Source organism: Pseudoalteromonas sp. T1lg10, assembly GCF_002964545.1.
In the GTDB taxonomy this organism is placed as follows: Bacteria; Pseudomonadota; Gammaproteobacteria; order Enterobacterales; family Alteromonadaceae; genus Pseudoalteromonas.
In genome coordinates this window covers 85,561-101,686 of the sequence record NZ_PQBV01000002.1, presented here as the reverse complement: position 1 = coordinate 101,686, position 16,126 = coordinate 85,561, and the positions used below count along the sequence as shown (strand labels likewise).

Genomic DNA, 16,126 nt, shown 5'->3' with positions numbered 1-16,126 from the left:
AGGAGCCTAGCCATGCCAGCAGCCACACACCCAGATGCACTCGAGCGCCTCGATACCTTGGTCGATCACCGCTCGGTGTTTAACGCCGATGGCGTGCAACTGTGTTTATACGACACCTATGAGCACAGTGACGGTGTGCCCTTTAAGGCAGACGAAATTATGTTTTGCGCCATGATCCAAGGGCGTAAGGTGATGCACCATTCGAGCCTGAGTCAGGGCCAGGACTTTATCCCCGGACAGAGCTTTGTAATTGCGCCACAAGAGCATGTAGCCATAGACTTCCCCGACGCCACCTTGAGCACACCGACCCGTTGTTTGACCATAGAAATAGACACCCAAAAGCTGCATCAGGTAGCCGGGCAAATGCGCCTGCACAGTGAGTCTGAGACATACGCGCAAACCGCCACCTTGCAGCTCAACCACAGCGCCAGCACCCAGGGCGTGTATCAAAGATTAATTGAAGCATTTAGTGAAAATGAGAAAGACAGAGGCTTACTCATTGAGCTTGCCAGCACCGAATTACTGGTGCGCTTACTGCGTGAGCAAGAGCATAGCAAGTTACTAAGCTGTGCCCAGCAAGACCCTCAAGCCACCCTATGGCATGCTGTGGTCGCCCATATTGAGCACAACCTCGGCGGCCTTATTGATGTCGATACCCTGTGCAGCCTGGCCTGTATGTGCCGCAGCAAGTTTTTTAACGCCTTTCGCCAGCGCTTTGGGGTCAGCCCTCAAGCCTATATTCTTAAGCGCCGCTTAGAGCGGGCGCAGCTGTTGCTCAATCAGGGCAAGTCGGTGACCAATGCCTGCTTTGAAACCGGCTTTAACAGCGTCAGTCATTTTAGCCGTAGCTTTAAGGGCCATTTTGGGGTGTCGCCGCGGGGCTATCGCCAGCAAGGTGTGAGTTAAACGAAAAAGGCCGCATCTGCGGCCTTGTTAGAGAAAATTAGCGCTTGGCTTAGTCAACCAAGTCTTCGGTGCCGACGATCAACCAAGGCGCCGCTTCACTGTTTTTACGCTCCATATGCCAAATCTCATCGATGCGCTCTTTAGCATGGGCAATACGGTCCTGATACTGGCCGCTAAAGTGGATGCTGATAGCCCACACATCATTGTCGCAGCTGGCGCGAACAATATTGGCATCAACAAACAACACTTCTGTCAGTACTTCACCCTGCTCGGCGCGCAGGGCCTTAAATTCCTCGATAAGCTCGGGAGCCAAATACTCCGACACCAGGTCAAAGTTATTGTCATTCCAGGCCTGCTGAATGGTGACATAGTGCTCTTTGGCAGCGCGTATAAAGCCGACCTGGTCAAAGTTCGGCGGTAGTTGCATGGGCACAGAGCTAGGTTGCGGCTGAGGCTGAGCCGAGGCACTGCTTTGCTGCCACTGACCCTGGCTCGCATAGGCCTGGCCATGCGGCGTTGCCATCATGGGACGCGGCTGGTTTTTACGCATCGCCGAGCGAATAAACTTAAAGAGTAAAAATCCGATACCTGCAAGTAATAGAATTTCCAGCAGTTGCACGCCTTCAAAGTCATCACCCATCATGGCGGCAATTAGACCACCGGCCAGCAGGCCGCCAAGCACACCGGCCATAATGCCTTTTTTGCTCGAGGTTTTCTTCGCCGCCACCGTGCTGGTGTCCGTGGTTTGCTGTTTTTGTGTGGTCTGAGTTTGCTCGGTCTTACCGGTCGTGCGTTTCGAGCCAAACTTTTTACGCGCCTGGGCATCGAAGCTGGCGGTAAACAACACGCTCAATAGCGTTAACATAATTACCAGATTTTTCATGGTTATCCTTAAAAATAAATACTGGCGGCAGTGTACCTTAGCAGCCCCCTAAGGCAAGCAATTCGGGATATCAGGCAGGCTATATGCCCAGTTTTTAATCATAAAAAGGCCCGTAAAATACGGGCCTAAATGCTCTGAAAAACCTAGAAGGAGTTATTCAAAAAACAGCTTAGTACGTGCTTTTTTACCCACTTCCGTCATGGTTTCGGCGTCATATAAACGACCGTTTATCATGGTGTATTGCACCTTATCGGACTGACGAATATCGCTGAGGATATCGCCGTCAATCACAATTAAGTCCGCCAGTTTACCTGCTTCCAAAGAGCCCAGATTTTTATCCAAACCTAAGGTTTTGGCCGGGTCTATAGTGGCGGTGCGGATCACCTCAAGGGGCGTCATGCCGCCTTGGGCAAACATCCACATTTCCCAATGCGCTGCCAGGCCTTCACGTTGACCGTGGGCACCCACATTCACTAACACACCTTGGTCTTGCAACTCGCCGGCAACACGGGCGTTATTGAAGTGGTTGTAGTGATGATCAGGCGCCTTGGTACGACGCATAGAGCGTGGCAATAACTGGTTTTTAGGGACAAATTTACTTAGACGCGGGTGGTTCCACACCTCGGTTTTATCGTACCAGTAGTTCTCACCCCAGATACCGCCGTAAGCCACGCCAAGCGTCGGCGTATAAGCCACGTCGCTTTGCGACCACAGCTGACGAATATCATCATAGATATTGGCCGCCGGAATAGAGTGCTCTATGGTGGTGTGGCCATCTATCACCATGGTGAGGTTATGCTGCAATAGTGAGCCACCTTCAGGTACCACCATCATGCCCAATTCGCGTCCTGCTTCAATCACCTGCTGGCGCTGATCGCGGCGCGGCTGGTTGTAGGATTTGACGCTAAAGGCACCGACCTTCTGCAAACGCTCAAGATGGAATTTGGCATCATCCAGAGAATCAACGTGCGAGGTGTAACCCGGCATATTAGCACCATAGAGGATAGTACCGGTGGAGAAGATACGTGGGCCCACTATCTCGCCGGCTTTTTGCATTTCGCTGGCAGCGAAGATTTCCGTAGTATCGTTACTTGGGTCGTGAATAGTGGTGACACCTAGGGATAGACCGGCCAGGTTTTTCCAGTTCTGCTCGGGAATAATTTCATCACTACCCTGGCCGCCATGGGCGTGGGCATCGATGATCCCCGGCATAATAGTTTTTCCGGCCACATCAATTATCTTAGCGCCTTCAGGGATCTGCACATCGGCCTGTGCACCTACGGCTTTAATATGCTTGCCATCGGTTAGCACCACGCCGTTTTCGATAACCTGCTCACCCTTCATGGTGATCACCTTGGCACCAACCAGGGCAATCATACCCTTAGGCTCGGCCATGGCTTTTTTGAAACCAATATTTTCGCCGCTTTTCACCTTAAAGTCGGCATCGGCATCGCCTTTAATATTGAACATACCGTCGAGAGAGGCATGGTAAAGCTCAGGGCCCAGGCTCCAGTACAGGCGATCGCTGCTACCGCTCCAGCTGATGTTCTCACCAGCGCGCACAGAAAGCTGTTCAACCGGGAACTGGCTGTCTTTCGGGCCAATGCTGATGGTTTTGCCCGCTCAACGAAAGGCGTTACATATACCTTGAAGCGCTCGGCAAACGCCAGGTACTGACCATCGGGCGAGATGCGGAATTCGGTGGCATGCTCGGACTCATACAGCTTACGAATTTTCTTACTCTCTAGCTCAACCACGCTGAAGGTCGGCTTAGGCCAAGGGCTCATCACATAAACGCGGTCATTGTCTTTACCGAATTGCGGCTGATAGCCGTGCTCGGTGATTAGCTCAGGCTTTTTCGGCTTATCCACATTGACCGCATAGATACCCGGTTTAAGCGACCATTCTGGCGCCAGCAAACTGCTGCCGGATGACTTTCTAAAGACCAGGGTTTCACCATCCGGGCTAAATGCCGGTTCCACATATTTGCCCGGCTCTGTGGTTAGGGTATCACCGCGGCCCGAGCGTGCAGAAACAACACGCACACTGCCCTGCTTTTCGTCGTCCCAGGTAACATAGGCGATTTGCTTACCATCACGTGAGAAGGTTGGGAAAAACTCAAAGTGATCGTCTTGCTTGGTCAGGCGTTTGATTTTGCCCGATTCAAGGTCGCGCTTGTAGATATGACCCATGGCCTCGAAAATCGCGGTTTCACCGTCCGGCGACACCTGCACATTGCGCAGCATTTTTACGTCAAATTCATCGGTATCCAGGTTTTGCGTAAAACGCAGCGCCTTTTGAATCGACTTGGTGGTTTCAACCTCAAAAGCGATTTCTTCGCTCTCGCCATTGTCTACGTCCAGCTTATGGATTTTACCGCCGGCCCAAAACACCAAGGACTCGCTATCCGGCGTCCAGGCCATGGTTGGATACACGCCGTGAATGGCCCAGGTTTCCTGCATATCACGCTCAAGCTTATCGTACAGCTTGGTTTCTTTACCTGACTCTAAATCATAGAGGTAAAGCGTGCTTTGGAAGTCATCGCGCTTGATATAAGCCAAGGTCTTGCCATCGGGCGATGGCGTTGGACGAATGGCGCCGCCAGTGCCGCTTAGTATGGTCTCGATTTCACCGGTTTCGCGGTCATAACGCTTAATTTTGTAGATGCCTTGCACCGAGTCTTTGGAATAGTGGAAGGTCTTACCTGGGGTGTCATCCTGAGAGAAATACACATAACGGCCATCCGGTGAAAACGCCGGCTCGCCCAGGTCTTTTTGGTCATTTGGGCGCTCCGTTAACTGCACACCCGAGCCACCGGCCTTGTGATACATCCATACTTCACCGGCACCCAGCGAACGACTGGCGGTAAAGTGTTTACGGGCAACGATAAAGTCGCCGTCCGGGCTCCAGGCCGGGCTGTTCAACAGGCGGAAGGATTCTTTGGTCACTTGAGTTTGCTCTGAGCCATCGACCTTCATCACCCAAATATTGTCGCCACCGCCTTGGTCTGAGGTAAAGGCGATATGTTGGCCATCAGGGCTAAAGCGCGGCTGCATTTGCCAGCCTATATCCGAGGTCAGCTGAGTGGCCTTACCGCCGCTAATGGGCATGGTGTAAATATCACCGAGCAGGTCAAATACCAGGGTTTGACCATCTGGGCTGATATCCACGTTCATCCAGGTGCCCTGGTTGACGCTGATTTTCGCATCCAAAAATTCGCCCTGAGGGCTGTCTACTTGCCATTTTTGTTCTTCTTTTTTGGCTTCCTCGGCATAAGCATTTGGCTGCGCCAAGGGCTGTGCCAACGGCAATGCCAGGGAAATTGCCAGTGCCAAGGCACTGTATAATGGAGTCTTCATAGAGTTCTCATCGGATTTAGTTATTATCACCCCCTACTAAAGCAAAATGTACGACAAAGGGAAAGTCAGTTGGGGTTAATGGGCGAAAATGAGGGATGGATGTCCCCCCATTGCTCTCATTGCTAGGTTTGTGTTTAATCAAGCTTAGCTTATGCGTCAACTAGCGCTGCCAGTCACTGGGATCAAACTGATAATAGTCTTTAAGGACATTAAAAAGCTCGGCATCAAACTGGCGCATGGCGGCGGGCTTCTCGATAAAGGTTTCGGTGGCTACGGCGAAAAACTCCGCCTCATTGGTGGCTCCATAACCATGCATAACATGAGGCATATTGTAGGCGATATGGCTTTTAAGCTTATTAAAGGCGCGCGAACACACCTCACCCCAACGCTGGTAGCTTTGCCTATTTGCCAATAAAGGTGTGCCATTGGTTTGTCCGGTCACCTGGTCGAGTTGATGGGCAAATTCATGAAACACCAGGTTGTGGCCATCGCCGGGCAAGCGATTGCCCTCAAGCACATCATGCCAGCTTAATACCAGGGTGCCGCCAGGCCAGGATTCGCCTTCACGTACCACCTGATGGTAACTGACCAGACCCGCCATATCGCGCTCGGTCACACCGGCATAATAGGCACTGGGGTACAGCAATATCTCTTTAACATTGGGATACAGCGGCCAGGGTTTATTGAGCATAAGCAGACTGGCATTGGCCGCCACTACCAGCTTCATGGCCTCATTGACCCTTAAGCCATCGCGACCTAAAAAACGTTTTTCTCCTAAAAACCAACAGATATGACGCTCCAGCTTAGCCCTGTCCGCATCCGTCATGGCGCGATAGATGGGCATGGCCCTTTGCAGTAACTGCTGTTGTGCCTGGTTTAAAGCGGCACCTTGATATTTACGTCGCCATAGACGCAAACGCAACTCGTCCTGGCGCCAATACACAAGCACAAACACCAGCATCAGGCCTATCAATACGACATTTATCATCTGTTAATTCCTTGACATAGTTACTTGTAAATATGACCCTTAGCCCGCTATTTCAATCTCAACGACACAAATTCACGAATAAAAACACATCATGACGCTTCCCATCTACGCGATAGAGCAGGCCTTTTTAGCCGCCCTAGAACACCACAATGTCATAGTTCATGCTCCCACAGGCAGTGGTAAGTCAACCTGCTTACCCCTTTGGGCCAAAGCTCAGGGGCGCGTTTTGGTGGTGCAGCCTAGACGCATCGCCGCCACTTCTCTGGCGGACTATCTGGCGATGCAAAGGCAACAAAAGCCTGGGCAAGAAATTGGCTTTGCCATTCGCTTTGAGGCCCAACTGAGTGAGCAGACTCAAGTGGTGTTTGCCACTCCAGGGGTGGCCTTGCGCTGGTTTTTCGAAAATAAACTAAGCGATTATGATGTGGTGATGCTGGACGAATTCCACGAGCGTCGCTGGGATACAGATCTGTTATTGGCACTGCTAAAGCAGCATAACAGCCATCGCCTAATCGTCACCTCGGCCACCCTCAATGATGATCGATTGGCCGGCTATTTAGGCGCCAAAACCCTGCACAGTGAAGGCCGAATTTTCCCAATAGACTGTGAATATCTGGCTGACAACAGCCAAAGTATGCCCTCGCGTTTTGACTTGGCCCCACGGGTGCGCCAGGCCTGCGCTTATGCGTTAGAGCACAGCAACAAAGATATCCTGGTATTTTTACCCGGCCGTGCGGAAATTAACAGCTGCCTCAGTGCCTGTCGCGACCTGCCCGCCGAGGGCATTGCCCTGCATGGTGCCAGCCCAGTGAGCGAGCAACGCTGTGCCATGCAAGAAGGCATGCAGCGCCGCATTATATTCGCCACTAACGTTGCCGAAACCTCACTGACGGTACCGGGAATAGAGTGTGTGATAGACTCCGGCCTTGAACGGCGTACCCATCTGCGCAAAGGCAAAACCGTGCTTGGGCTCGATGCCATAGCCAGAGACTCACAGCTACAGCGTAAGGGGCGGTGTGGGCGCACCGCGCCGGGTCTTTATATCGCGCTTTTTGGTGAGCATGCGCCGCTATTGGCACAGACGCCGGTAGAGATAGAGCGCGAAGCCCTGGATGAGTTGGTTTTGGCCAGCGCCTGTGCTGGCATTGCCATAGATAATCTTGAACTGCTGACGCCGCCGGCACCTTCCAGTCTGACTCGGGCAAAACAGACCTTGAGCAAGCTCGATGCCATTGATGCCCAAGGCCTGGCCACCGAGTTGGGGCGACGCATTTATCCCCTGCCCGTGGATGCAGAGCTAGGTTACCTGATAGAAAAAATGCCCAGCTCCACCTTGCGCCAGGCCATGATAGACTTGGCTGCGGTTATCGCCACACCGGCGCAGCTTTATTCGCTGCCAAACCAAGACACACTTGCCGAGTTAGCCAAGGCCTTGGGTGAGCACCTTAAACACAGTGATATCGCCCTGTGCATCGCCGCGCTGCGCGGCCAGTGCAATGAGCACCTGCACATAGAAGAGACGGCTCTGACTGAAGCACAAACCTACAGCAATTATTTACGCTCGGCCTATCAATTGCCCGAAATTGAACGCTGCGCCCGTTTCGATTATCAGGCGCTGATACAAGCCATAGCCAGGGCGCGCCCGGATTGTATTTTTGTGCGCCGAGATAACCGCCGCGGCGGCTTTGGCAATGGCGGACTGGAAATTCGCCCGGCAAAAAACTCCTTGGTAACCGAGGAACAAGAAGCTGCTCTGGTCCTGGCCACTTTTGCACTGGCGGGCAAAGGCAAAAAACACGCCGATACTTTGGCAACCTTATGCGCGCCTTTGACCTTAAAGCAGGTGTTGGAATTTGCCCCGACCACACCAAGACTCAGCAACTATTACTGGCATCCCGATGAGGTAAATACGGACGAGGGACTGGCGGGTGAAATAAGAGCCACCCTGACATACAGCTACGCCCAAGTTACCCTTACTAGCATGGATACCCGGGTAGACGATGAGCAGCTACTGCCTGCGCTAACCGAGCTGATATTAGATGGCACCTTATTTCCCGGGGTTGCTCAGCAGGTGAGCGACGCCCTTGCCTACCATAATCTCTATCTGCTTTATCACCAGCAGGAGCAAGGCCTTGCCACCGCTGGCGAGCATTTACGAGCCAGACTTGTTGAATTAGGAATTCAAAGCCAGGAAGATTTAATGCTTATTGAGGCGGAAGATCTATATTACCAAGGGCTTGAGCCCTGGCAGAGCAAGGAGTTTATGGAGCGTTTTCCGCTGCAACTGGTGTTGCCGGGCATGACTCTAGATATTGAGTATTTATTTAAGGCCAAGCGGGTCATAGTCCATTATCACAGCGGTGAGCGCAAAGAACCACCCAAACGCTGGGAGTTACCCAGTTGGAGTGGTCTGCAAATTCGTTATAAAAAAGCCAGTAAGGTGGTAGATATTCGCTAGGGCAGCTCTTCGCACAAGAGGTAATCCCGGCGATGACCCAGGCAGCGATTGCGGCCTTGCTCTTTGGCCAGATACAGGGCTTTATCGGCGTGTGATAACAATCTATCGGCATTGACCGCGCAGTCGATATCGGCGGCGCCAATACTGACACTGACCTGCAGACCGTGGGCCAGCACCGAGTAATCATAACTGGCTATCTGATGGCGAATGCGTTGTGCCCAGCACAGCGCCCCATCCTCATCAAGGCCTGGGAATAAGATGGTGAACTCTTCACCGCCCCAGCGCGCAAACAGGGCTTGTGGCGGTAAACAGCGGGCGATAATCTGCACCACGGTAGCAATGACCTGATCACCAACCAGGTGCGAATAATGATCGTTAATTTGCTTAAAGTGATCTATGTCTAATAACAGCAGGCTCAGCGGCTGCCCGTCACGTTGAGCTTGGACAAAATGCACCACCAGCCACTGGTCGAAGGCACGGCGGTTAGCAATGCCGGTCAGCTGGTCGTGAGTGGCCTGATGCTCAAAGGCCTGCGCTTGCTTCGCCAGCACCTGAGTTTGCTCCTTCACCCGCTTTTTCAATCTCGCTTCGGAGCGTTTAAGGTGATAAAAACGCAGTCGATAAACAAGCAGCAAGAGCAATAACAAGAGCGCCACAACAAATATTTTGAAGCCTAAAGTTTGCCAGACCTTGGGCGCTACCTTAATCTCTACCGCAGCACCGCTTGCTTGCCAGATGCCATACGGATATCGGGCGCGCACCTCGAATCGATAACTTCCCGGTGGCAAGTTAGTGTATTCGGTAATATGCAGGTTGCCACGGTCAACCCAGTGTTGCTCGTAGCCCAATAAGCGGGTTTGATATTCAATACGCTCGGTCATCACATAACCGAGTCCCGCATAGGTAAAAGAAATACGGTTATGCTCCGGGGGCACATCAACCACGGTATTTTGATAGGCCTGTTGCGGATGGCTATCGAACTGCACCGCCTCTATGCTCACTGGCAACGCCATATTAGCCATACGGGTGAGTTTATTAGGGTCCACCATGACGGCGCCACGCGCAGTGGCTACCCAGACATTATTGTCGTTATGCAAAATAGCCGGATACTGAGAACCGCCATTGGCTTGCGAGCTCAGCATGCCATCCCCCTGATCAAACAAGGTGTATTCCATTTGCCGCGCGGGCTGCTCCATACTGGCGATGATACTTGCACGGCTAACGCGCATAACGCCTCGGTTGCTGCTGAGCCAGAAGTAATCGAATTCGTCCACCACCACGGCAAACAGTTTATCAACGGGTAAGCCTTGCTCCTTGCCCACCTTCTGCAATTGTCCGGTCTCGCCGTTATAGCGTACCAGGCCGCGGTCAGTGGCCATCCATACCTGCCCAGGCTCCATTAGAAAGCCAAAGGCATACTCTGTATCGAATTGCTCATCTAACGACAACCGATAAAACTGGCCCTGCTCGAAGTAGCCCAAGCCAACCCCAGTACCAACCCAAATACGCCCCTTATAATCTTCGCTTAAGGCCATAATAAAGTTGCCCGGCAAACCGTCCTCATCGGTAAAGAACTGCAACTGCCCGTGCCTATCTCGGTGCACTAACCCCCCTGCGGTGCCTATCCAAACACCACCGTCATCCTGCTCCAAAACGGCGCGCACTTCATTGCTGGGCAAGCCGGTATCACGGTTTAAATAGCTGGTTAACTTCCGCCCATCGAAATACATCAGGCCGTCGGTATAGGTGCCGACAAAAATACCGCCGTCACTGCCCGAGGTCAGACTTAATACCGAAATGGGCGCGCCAGGGCGCTGCCCCAGGGGCGTGGCTCGGCCATTTTGATAGCGATTTAAACCATTGCTGGTGCCTAGATACAGGTATCCGTCGCTATGACTTAACAGGGTTCTTACATAATCGCCGGAGAGCCCCCGCGAGTGGCTTAGAGTGGTAAAAGGAGCCTGACGCAGGCGAAATAGTCCGGCATTGGTGCCAATCCAGATACTGCGTTCCTGGTCTTCTAATAAAGAAAGAATACGGTTGCTCGGCAGGCCAACATTGGCATCGAGTTTTTCTAGGCCGAACTCACTGTAGCGAAACAAACCGTGGTTAATGGTGCCAAACCAAATATCACCACGGTAATCGACCATCACCGCCGACACAGACTCATGCTTAAGCGCTTTATCCAGCAACTTGAAGCCTCTGTTCTCCTCACGCCAAATGCCCTGCTCAGCACCCACAAGCAAGCGCTGGTTATGATCCAGCGCCAGCTTATAAGTCATGCCATTGAGGGCATTGTTAGTCGTTTCAGGGCGCTGCATTTGCCCGTTTTGATAAACATATAAGCCATCGCTGCTGGCCACCCACACCTTATCGCCCTGCTCGAGAACATGGTAAGTGCTGGCTCCGGTGAGAAAATGCAGATCTTGCCCTTGATAGCGACGCACTACGCCTCCGTCTTCAAGCGCCAGCCATAATGCGCCATCGCTTACACGCAGCGCAAAGTTGATCATATAGGCTGCAGCAGGCAAGGCCTGCCAAAAGTTGCCCTTGACGCTGCTCACACCGCCGCGAGAGCCGGCTACATACAACTCATGAGTTTGACTATCCAGGCTCAGGCTGCGTATCCCGGAATCGGGTAAACCCGTTTCCTCACCGCGAGTAAACAAGGTGAATTTACGGCCATTAAAGCGCGCCACCCCTTCCCAGGTACCAGCCCAAATATAGCCATCAGGAGTCTGTGCTAGGGCATTAATACTGTTGTGAGGGAGGCCATCACGGGTATCCCAGGTTTCAGCAAAATAATGACTCAGGGGGACATTTTCAGGGACGTTAACAGCCGCATTTGCAAACACGGGGGCAACTTCAGAGCCGGGGGAGCTCGTAGGGATCTGCTCAACTGCCTGTAAAGAAGCAGCAAGAGTCAAAAATACAAAAGTAAATATGCTGAAAATTAACGTCATGGAAATAAAAGTAAAGCGCACCTAGCCTATTTGAATTCTTAATTCTTGGTTTGAGGCAACATTAACATAAGATGAACGTATCACTTTACACGCTTGTGGCGTAATTACAAAGGATTACCTGATCATTTAGCGTCCACCTTCACATTTTTCATGGCTTAACTGTTAACTAGCCGGTTAGGTAGCGCTGCGGATCGCGAAATTTTTGCTGTAATTGTCCAATAAACTGGCCGCTATGCAGGCCATCCATCAGCGCATGGTGCACATCTAAAGATAAGGTCATGCTGCCGGTGCCCTTATCATATTGGCCAAATACCAGCTTAGGCACACCGCTGGCATTACCCTCATGGGTGGCGTGAGAAAAGGCGGAAAAGTTAAGCCAAGGCAGCACAGACACATGAATTAAATCACAGCGCCCTTCACTTTCGGCAAAGCCTTCACTAAACAAGGGCTGTTGTAAGGCTCGGGTCTTGGCCTGAGCGTGCTGCTGACAATACTCGCTAAAACCTTGCACCGAAGGCAAATAACTAAAACGGAAGGTGTCATCGTCCGCCAATTGCACCACGCTGATACTGGGGTTGGCACAATGCACCGGACGGCCATCGACAATGCGCAGACCCATGGGCCAATATTCGGCGGCGCTAATATGTGCCAAATAAAGATAGGCTAAGAAAAAAGACTTTTGCTGAACACGACAATAATCGTACAAGGGTTCGGCTCTGAGGCTGACGCACACATTAAAATAAGGTTGTTGGAAATCTTTAAAAAAGGAAAAGTGCTGCTGCCTTTCCCAGTTATCTAAATCGACATGAGTGTAAGATGTTGACATAAGGTAATTACGTATAAAAAAGGCACGCTCTGGAGCATGCCTTATTCATCATTGCGGCGCAATCTATTACGCGCAAGTAATACCAATTCACTTAAATAGCTAATCATTCTAGCGGGCTAAATATCGTGCTAACTGCGTTGGAATTTTTCTATGGAGAATAACTACATAAGAAAAGTTCCGCCTTGTTATCACATCATTTATCCAGCGCTATATCTGATCACATACTTAACAGAATTGGCATAAGAAAAGATTAAAGCCCGTTGGCAATAATTTCTTCAGCCAGTTCGTCAGCAACCACGTGCGTAGAAACCTGTTCAACGTCTGAACGTTGGAAGATTTCGATCAGGGTATCGTAAATGCCCTCAACGTGCTTGGTAGCCGCTTCTGCGCTGTAACCTTCTTCTTTCGTCTCGTAGTATACGTTGATGATACCACCAGCGTTGATCACGTAATCCGGTGCGTAAAGAACGCCCTTCTCACGCAGAATTTCACCGTGACGAGACTCGGCTAGCTGGTTGTTTGCACAACCGGCAATGATGCCAGCCTTAAGGCGTGGAATGGTATTGTCGTTTACCGTTGCGCCCAGGGCACAAGGTGCGTATACGTCTACATCCAGGTCATAGATTTCATCTATGCCCACGGCAGTCGCATTGAACGCATTAACAACACGGGCAACCGACTCTTCATTGATGTCTGTTACGAATAGCTCAGCACCGGCATTGTGCAGGTGTTTACATAGGTCGTAAGCAACCGCGCCCAAACCTTGTACTGCCACCTTGACGCCCTCAAGGTTTTGGTGACCGTGCTTGTGCTGATACGCTGCTTTAATACCTAGGAATGTACCTAGCGCGGTGAAAGGCGAAGGGTTACCACTTTTACCTTCAAGACCCATTACATAGTTGGTCTCTTTGTGCATAACCATAACATCGCCTGTGGTGATGTTTACGTCTTCGGCCGAGTAGTAGCTACCACCCATACGCTCTAGTTGCTTACCAAAGGCACGGAACAAAGCTTCCGATTTAATCGTTTTCGCATCACCTATGATCACCGACTTACCACCGCCGAACGGTAAACGCGCTACCGCGTTTTTGTAAGTCATACCCTTAGACAGGCGCAGAACGTCTGTTACTGCGTCTTCATCACTGGCGTAGTTCCACAGACGACAACCGCCTACCGCTGGACCTAGCTTGGTGTTGTGAACTGCGATAATTGCCTTAAGGCCTGATTCTTTATCGCTACAAAATACCACCTGCTCGTGGTTATCGAAGTCAACTTGATTAAAAACAGCCACTATTATTCTCCGAACTTTATACCCGAGATACGGGTGCGCTGAAATTGCCGCTGACTCTATCACTAAGTCACGTCTCTTACCACTCAATGAGATGATAAAGTCTCGACTGGTTAACAATGCAAATATTGCTTCCCACTTATCTTAATTATTTGAAAAAAATATGCAGGTAAATACCAAAAAGCAAATTTTGGAACCACTTCAAGCCAGCTTAGTAATAACATCTACCCCTTAGGTAGTGACGTTTACGTCAACGGCAATAATGATGTAAATATTTTAATACGCATTGGGGAGTTGTCTAACCCCGAGGTGGCGGGAGCTGGCGCCGAAAAAGCGCCAGCCCAAGGTTACTGGTCAGACTTGATGATATTACTGAGTGTATTTCGCCATCCAGGTAAATACTTGCTCATACCAGTGTTTAAGATTATCCGGATTGCGGATCCAATGGTTTTCATCCGGGTAAACCACCAGGCGTGAGTCGATGCCCTTGCGCTGCAAGGTAGTAAAGGCACCCAGGCTTTGCGCATAAGGCACACGATAGTCCTTCAGGCCCTGAATCACCAGCATAGGAGTTTGCCAGTTTTCAACAAAGTTGGCCGGGTTATAACGCTTATAGTCCGCGTCTTTAGCCCAAAATGGCCCGCCCATTTCATGCTCAGCAAACCACAGCTCTTCGGTGCTTTGGTGGAAACTCGGCATATCGAACAAACCGGCATGGTTTACCAGGCAGTTAAAGCCGGTCGGCCAGTTGCCTGCTATCCAGTTCATCATATAACCGCCGTAAGAGGCGCCGAGCGCACAAGCGTTATCGGTATCAAGCCACTTATAGTTGCTCTTCACATAGGCCAGACCTTTTTGTAAGTCCTCAAGCGGCTTACCGCCCCAATCCCGGGAGATAGAGTTGGTGAATTCCTGGCCGTAGCCCACCGAGCCATGGAAATCTATCATCACCACGCCATAACCTTGTGCCGCCCACAACTGCGCATTCCAACGGCTATGGAACATATTGCCGAATGAACCCTGCGGGCCGCCGTGCACTAAAAACGCCAGCGGGTAACGTTGCTGCGGGTCGAATAAGGCCGGTTTAACCAAATAACCATACACCTGCTCATCGTTGGCGCCGGTAAACGAAAATTGCTCCGTCTCACCCAGTTGCAGGGTTTCTAGGTTGGCTTTATTCACCTGAGTCAGTTGACTCAATCCGGCACCATCGCGATTAATACGATACAGCTCTTTGGGAGAATTAAGGGCGTGGCGGGAGAAGATGATCTGCTGACCCTGCACCTGCACATCGCCGACGTAACCGTCGGAGAACAGGCTGCGCACATCGCCAAAGGCGGTGCTGATTTCAAATAAGCTGGTTTGTCCTAAATCTTTGGCGGTGGCATAGATTGCACGGCCATTAGGACCAAAGCTAAAGCCCTCGACGCTTCTGTCCCACTGCTGTGCCATGGACTGGCGCTCACCAGTGCGCAGGTCAATCAATTGCAGGGTAAACTTATCCGCTTCAAAGCCGGGTTTACTCATGGCCTTATAGGCAAGATAACGACCATCACTGGAAAACTGCGGGCTTGAGTCCCAGGCTTTATTTTCCTCGGTCAGGTTACGCACCGCACCGCCTTCAATGGCTACTTCGAACAAGTCAAAGTTGGTGCTCCAGGCATTGTCCTTGGCCTTCACCTTGGCGCTAAACACCACCTTTTGCCCATCCGGACTGATGGCCACTTCTTCCATGCCGGAAAATGGTTTGGCCGGCACATCAGTTTGCCATTGCGGCGTCAGGTCTTTGGCATCTTTAATGATCTCCTTGCCCATGCTGGCAACAAACAAATGTCTGACCTTATCATCATTCCAGTGATCCCAATGACGCACCATCAGGCTATCGTAGACCTGTGCATTATGGGCAACACTCTGCTGTTGCTTTTCTTTGTCGAGTGAGCAGGCAAGCGTGTCGCATTCGGGATACACATCAAACGTCACCACCAAGGAGCGGTTATCAGCGCTCAAACGATAGCCTTCGATATCCAGCGGGAATTGGGTGATAGGCTTGGCTTCACCGCCGGCTAATGGCAAATACCAAAGTTGCTGTGAGCCGGAACGCGACGATAGAAAATAGATGCCCTTGCCGTCGGCGCTAAAGCTGACGTCCGACTCGGTGCCGGCGCTGTAGGTTAATTGCTTTACTTGTGGCGGTTGCGCTTGCAGCGACGAGGCCATCGCACCAATTGCATTTAGCGTCTGGGCGTAAAGCTCACTACCCTCAGGCGTTTTAATGGCGTAGATCAGGGTATTACCATCGGGTGACAGCGCCACGCTGTGAATTTTGTTTAGGTTATTAAGTTTATCTACCGTCAGTACATCAGCCTGAGCACTTTGACTGAAACCACTGAGGCTGAGACCACTTAGCGCCAATGCGGCGGCGATACGAGTTGTTGTTATCATTATTTTACTCCAT

General features: G+C 51.3%; 8 protein-coding genes and 1 pseudogene. 2 read left to right on the top strand and 7 right to left on the bottom strand.

Annotated elements, in window-relative coordinates:
• Nucleotides 1–12: 12 nt before the first annotated feature.
• Nucleotides 13–906 (top strand): helix-turn-helix domain-containing protein, encoded by an 894-nt coding sequence (locus C2M17_RS01855; RefSeq protein ID WP_105199181.1) that lies wholly within the window; start codon nucleotides 13–15, stop codon nucleotides 904–906.
• 49 nt (nucleotides 907–955) lie between these two features.
• Here the strand turns inward: C2M17_RS01855 and C2M17_RS01850 are convergent, their stop codons facing one another.
• From C2M17_RS01850 to C2M17_RS01840, 3 genes and pseudogenes are all read right to left on the bottom strand, one after another.
• Nucleotides 956–1,789, bottom strand: a complete 834-nt coding sequence (locus tag C2M17_RS01850; protein WP_105199180.1) for a Tim44 domain-containing protein — start codon at nucleotides 1,787–1,789, stop codon at nucleotides 956–958.
• A 153-nt stretch (nucleotides 1,790–1,942) separates the two neighbouring features.
• Nucleotides 1,943–5,148: pseudogene (locus C2M17_RS01845) on the bottom strand (amidohydrolase family protein).
• A gap of 160 nt (nucleotides 5,149–5,308) precedes the next feature.
• Nucleotides 5,309–6,136 (bottom strand): M90 family metallopeptidase, encoded by an 828-nt coding sequence (locus C2M17_RS01840; RefSeq protein WP_105199179.1) that lies wholly within the window; start codon nucleotides 6,134–6,136, stop codon nucleotides 5,309–5,311.
• Between the two features lie 91 nt (nucleotides 6,137–6,227).
• On the opposite strand from C2M17_RS01840, the gene C2M17_RS01835 reads away from it, so the two are divergent.
• On the top strand, nucleotides 6,228–8,594 hold the full coding sequence (locus C2M17_RS01835; protein WP_105199178.1) for a DEAD/DEAH box helicase: 2,367 nt from the start codon (nucleotides 6,228–6,230) through the stop codon (nucleotides 8,592–8,594).
• Here the strand turns inward: C2M17_RS01835 and C2M17_RS01830 are convergent.
• The 4 genes from C2M17_RS01830 to C2M17_RS01815 form a co-directional block, all read right to left on the bottom strand.
• On the bottom strand, nucleotides 8,591–11,449 hold the full coding sequence (locus C2M17_RS01830) for a ligand-binding sensor domain-containing diguanylate cyclase (protein WP_158681451.1): 2,859 nt from the start codon (nucleotides 11,447–11,449) through the stop codon (nucleotides 8,591–8,593). The two genes, C2M17_RS01835 and C2M17_RS01830, sit on opposite strands and share 4 nt — an antisense overlap.
• Before the next feature lie 274 nt (nucleotides 11,450–11,723).
• Entirely contained in the window at nucleotides 11,724–12,383 is a 660-nt protein-coding gene (locus C2M17_RS01825) for a CatA-like O-acetyltransferase (RefSeq protein WP_105199176.1), read from the bottom strand.
• 250 nt (nucleotides 12,384–12,633) lie between these two features.
• Complete coding sequence (locus C2M17_RS01820; RefSeq protein WP_105199175.1) at nucleotides 12,634–13,674, bottom strand: Leu/Phe/Val dehydrogenase; 1,041 nt, start codon at nucleotides 13,672–13,674, stop codon at nucleotides 12,634–12,636.
• A 366-nt stretch (nucleotides 13,675–14,040) separates the two neighbouring features.
• Complete coding sequence (locus tag C2M17_RS01815) at nucleotides 14,041–16,113, bottom strand: S9 family peptidase (RefSeq protein WP_105199174.1); 2,073 nt, start codon at nucleotides 16,111–16,113, stop codon at nucleotides 14,041–14,043.
• Nucleotides 16,114–16,126 lie beyond the last annotated feature (13 nt).